Source organism: Nocardioides dubius (assembly GCF_039528155.1).
In the GTDB taxonomy this organism is placed as follows: Bacteria; Actinomycetota; Actinomycetes; order Propionibacteriales; family Nocardioidaceae; genus Nocardioides; species Nocardioides dubius.
Genome location: NZ_BAAALG010000001.1, coordinates 78,547 through 81,690 on the forward strand (window position 1 = coordinate 78,547; position 3,144 = coordinate 81,690).

Sequence of the window (3,144 nt, forward strand, 5' to 3'; positions counted from 1 at the left end):
AGCCCTATCTGACTTGGCTGAGCGTTCTGCGGTTCGTTCCTCCGGCAGAACTCGCTTCGCTCGTCCTACCTACGGAGCCGATCCTCGAACTCAGCCCTTGCGCTTGTTGATCTCGTCGGTCAGCGCCGGGAGGACCGTGTGCAGGTCGCCCACGACACCGAAGTCGACCAGCTCGAAGATCGGGGCCTCTTCGTCCTTGTTGACGGCCACGATGGTCTTCGAGGTCTGCATGCCGGCGCGGTGCTGGATCGCACCGGAGATGCCGTTCGCCACGTAGAGCTGCGGCGAGACGGTCTTGCCGGTCTGGCCGACCTGGAAGGTGTGCGGCTTCCAGCCGGAGTCGACGGCGGCACGCGAGGCACCCACGGCAGCACCGAGGGAGTCGGCGAGCGCCTCGACGGCGGTGAAGTCGCCACCGGTGCCACGGCCACCGGAGACCACGATCGCGGCCTCGGTGAGCTCCGGACGACCGGTCGCCTGACGCGGCTGCGAGGCCACGATCTGGGCGGCCTTGGCGGCAGCGGAGATGGTCGGTGCGAACGCCTCGACGGCACCGGCGCCGGCGACCTCCTCGGGAGCGGCCGAGTTCGGCTTCACCGTGATGATCGGGGTGCCCTTGGTGACCTTGGCCTGCACCGTGTACGAGCCGGCGAAGACGGACTGCGTGGTGACCGGACCGGCCTGCACGTCCACAGCGTCGGTGATCAGACCGGAGTCGATCTTGATCGCCAGACGACCCGCGATCTCCTTGCCCTCGGCGGAGGACGGGATCAGCACGGCACCGGCAGAGGTCTTCTCGACCAGCTGCTGGAGCACCTCGGCCTTGGGGGCCACCAGGTAGCCCTTGATCTCCGCGTCGTTGACGGCGTAGACCTTCTCGGCACCGAACTTGGCCAGCGCCTCGGCCGGGGCGTCGACCGAGCCGATGTAGACGGCCGACGGCTCGCCGAGGCGGCGAGCGATGGTGAGGAGCTCGAGGGTCGGCTTCTTGACCACGCCGTCGACGTGGTCAACCAGAACCAGAATTTCAGCCATGTTCAGACTCCTCAGATGAACTTCTTGGACGCGAGGAAGCCGGCCAGCGCAGCCGCGCCGGAGCCGTCCTCGTCCTTGACGATCTCGCCAGCGGTGCGCGGCGGGCGAGCGTTGGTCTCCTCGACGGCGGACCACGAGGCGGCCAGGCCGACCTGGCCGGCGTCGACACCGAGGTCGGCGAGGGTCAGCACCTCGAGCGGCTTCTTCTTGGCCGCCATGATGCCCTTGAACGACGGGTAGCGAGCCTCGCCGGTCTGGTCGGTGACCGAGAGCACGACGGGCAGGGTGGCACCGATGACCTCGGTGGCGGCGTCGCCGTCACGCTTCACGCGGATCTGGTCGCCCTGGGTCTCGATGACCGAGGCGAAGGTGACCTGCGGCAGGCCCAGACGCTCGGAGAGCATCGCCGGGACGACGGACATGCCGGCGTCGGTCGACGCCATGCCGCAGACGATGATGTCGGGGGTGCCGGCCTTCTTGATCGCCTCGGCGAGCACCAGGGAGGTCCCCAGCGCGTCAGAGCCGGCGATCGCCTCGTCGGAGACGTGGATGCCCTTGTCGGCCCCCATCTGCAGGGCCTTGCGGACGGCGTCAACGGCGCCGTCGGGGCCGATGCAGACAGCGGTGACTTCGCTGTCGTCGCCCAGCTTCTCCTTGATCTGGAGAGCCTGCTCCACGGCATACTCGTCGAGCTCCGAGAGGAGCCCGTCGACGCCGACACGGTCAACGGTGTTGTCCGACTCGAACCGCCGGTCGGCGGTGGCGTCGGGCACGTGCTTCACACAGACAACAATGTTCATGGTGGTTGTGGCCTGGACGGCCCCTCCTGTGCAATCGATTCCTGAGCCGCAGCGCGGCCAGCGCATCGTGAGGCTACCCGGTTAGGCCAACCTCACGGAACCGCGGTTGCGGTGTGGAACGTCACAACAAAGCAGTGATGCCCCGCCTGGAAGTTACCAGGCGGGGCACCGGCCACCGACGGGCCCTCTCAGATGGCGAAACCGCCGGCTACTGGAGAGTCACTTGACCTTGACACTGGTCGAGCTCTTGGAGCCCTTGACGTTCTTGTCGCCGGCGTAGACGGCACTGACCTTGTACTTGCCCTTCTTCAGCTTCTTCGCCACGAAGCTGGCCTTGCCGGACTTGAGCGTGAGGTTCTTGGTGACCTTCTTCTTGCCCTTGCTCACCGTCACCTTGACCTTGCCGGTGGCGGCGACCTTGGTGCCCGGCTTCACGGTCACCGTGACGGTGGCCTTCTTCTTGCCACCCTTGGCGACGATCTTGGTCTTGGAGGTGGTCTTGACGACGGTGACCGTGCCGACGCTGGCGTCCTGGCCGGCATCCTGGGCACAGGAGATGGCATACGGACTGAACACCGTCGCGGCACCCGATGCATTCTTGCCGTTCAGGTTCACGGTGAAGTCGCCGGCACTGAGGTTGAGCACCGCACCCACGCCGACGACCGCCGGAAGCTGCATCGAACCCGTCGCCACCACCGGGATCGCGCCGGAGGCCGGGACCGCAGTGACCGGGATCGTGCCCGGGAGCGGCATCGCGATTCCGTTGACGGTGCCCTGAATGGTGGCGGTTCCGTCGACCGTCGCGGCACCCACGGTGCGCAGCGTGTCACTGAGCGCGACCGGCACGTCGACAGCGGCCTTGACCGCTACCGAGCCGCCGACCGGAACGGTGGCCGGCGCCGAGAAGGTCGCAGCCATCTCCTGGTCTGCGATCACCGGGACGTCGCAGGTGTAGTTCAACGGCGCACTCGCCGCACCCGCCGGACTGAACGCACCGAGCCCGGCGACGGCGAGCGCTGCCGCAGCCCCGGCACCGGCGAACCGGCGGACCCGGCTGGACGAGGACGTCGAGGAAAGACGTGAAGACATGCTGATAGGCCTCCCAGACCATCGAACGGCAGCGCGAAGCCGCCGGAGAACCAACCGGCCTCCCTCCGAGGCCGCCCTCTTGGTACTCGCAAGTAACTAGACCATGTCTAGACGGCTTTGTGAAGGCCGTCACGCGACAAACTTGGAACGAGTTCTAGGAAGACCGAGCGGCACTCCCCCGCCCGGCACGCTCGCAGCGCGGCGGCACTAATGACGGGAG

At 67.3% G+C, this 3,144-nt stretch carries 3 protein-coding genes; all 3 read right to left on the reverse strand.

Features of this window, described 5'->3' with window-relative positions; translation table 11 throughout:
• Positions 1–90: 90 nt before the first annotated feature.
• The 3 genes from ABD151_RS00275 to ABD151_RS00285 all read right to left on the reverse strand — a co-directional run bounded on the left by ABD151_RS00275 (position 91) and on the right by ABD151_RS00285 (position 2,924).
• Positions 91–1,035 (reverse strand): electron transfer flavoprotein subunit alpha/FixB family protein, encoded by a 945-nt coding sequence (locus tag ABD151_RS00275; protein WP_343989964.1) that lies wholly within the window; start codon positions 1,033–1,035, stop codon positions 91–93.
• A gap of 11 nt (positions 1,036–1,046) precedes the next feature.
• Entirely contained in the window at positions 1,047–1,817 is a 771-nt protein-coding gene (locus ABD151_RS00280; RefSeq protein WP_425571830.1) for an electron transfer flavoprotein subunit beta/FixA family protein, read from the reverse strand.
• Positions 1,818–2,054: 237 nt separating this feature from the next.
• Positions 2,055–2,924, reverse strand: coding sequence for a DUF6801 domain-containing protein (locus ABD151_RS00285; protein ID WP_343989970.1), 870 nt, complete (start codon positions 2,922–2,924; stop codon positions 2,055–2,057).
• Positions 2,925–3,144: the final 220 nt, after the last annotated feature.

What these genes read in the sequence shown, in the direction of transcription:
- ABD151_RS00275 (WP_343989964.1), bottom strand. Translation starts at nt 1,035, where the DNA reads ATGGCTGAAATTCTGGTTCTGGTTGACCACGTCGACGGCGTGGTCAAG.
- ABD151_RS00285 (WP_343989970.1), bottom strand. Translation starts at nt 2,924, where the DNA reads ATGTCTTCACGTCTTTCCTCGACGTCCTCGTCCAGCCGGGTCCGCCGG.